This is a genomic window from Mesorhizobium sp. M7A.F.Ca.ET.027.03.2.1, assembly GCF_003999175.1.
Taxonomy (GTDB): domain Bacteria; phylum Pseudomonadota; class Alphaproteobacteria; order Rhizobiales; family Rhizobiaceae; genus Mesorhizobium.
On the sequence record NZ_RZOM01001638.1, the window covers coordinates 1 to 813 of the forward strand.

At 63.5% G+C, this 813-nt stretch carries 1 protein-coding gene; it reads left to right on the forward strand.

Annotated elements, in window-relative coordinates; translation table 11 throughout:
- On the forward strand, positions 1–813 hold an 813-nt coding region (locus tag EN750_RS39795; protein WP_189526785.1), incomplete at both ends, for a biotin/lipoyl-containing protein.

Here is an 813-nt window from a genome sequence, read left to right on the forward strand (position 1 = left end):
GTCTCGGCGAGACGATGGAAGAGGGCAAGATTGTCGGTTGGCTGATCAAGTCGGGCGACAGTTTCAAGCGTGGCGACCCGATCGTCGAGATCGAGACGGACAAGACGATCGCGGAGTTTCCAGCCCTCGGCGACGGCCGGCTCGGCGAAATCCTGGTATCGATCGGCGACATGATCGATGTCGGCAAGCCGCTTGCCCGCATCGACATCGGCGATGGCCCGGACTGGACCGCCGGCGAAGGCGACGAGAGCGAAACGACCGGTGAGGCAGCTGTCGCCTCGACAATGGAGCAACGCGAAGGCGTGCTGGTCGAGAACAATCTTGAAATGCCGCGTCTCGGTGAGACCATGGAAGAGGGCCGCATTGCGAAATGGCTGAAGGCGCCAGGCGACAGTTTCGTGCGCGGCGAGGCGATCATCGAGATCGAGACGGACAAGACGATTGCCGAGCTCCCGGCTATGACTGACGGGCGGCTTGTCTCGATCCTTCGCGATGACGGCGACATTGTGCCGGTCGGGGAACCGATCGCAAGGATCGAAATTCCGGCGTCTGCGATTGGAGATGAGGATAGAACGCCGATTCAACTCGCTTCCGAAGCGCACGGTGCTCCCGCGGCTGAAGTGACGCCAAGGGAGATCGGTCAGAGAGAGGGACGGCAGCGCGCTACCCCGCTTGCACGGCGCCTTGCAAGGCGCGAGCGCATCGATCTGTCGACCATAGTGGGAAGCGGCCGTCGTGGGCGCATCGAGAAAGCCGACGTCCTGAACGCCGCTGCAGGCAGCAGTCCGGCTGCTGCTGGCGCTGCGACCGGGG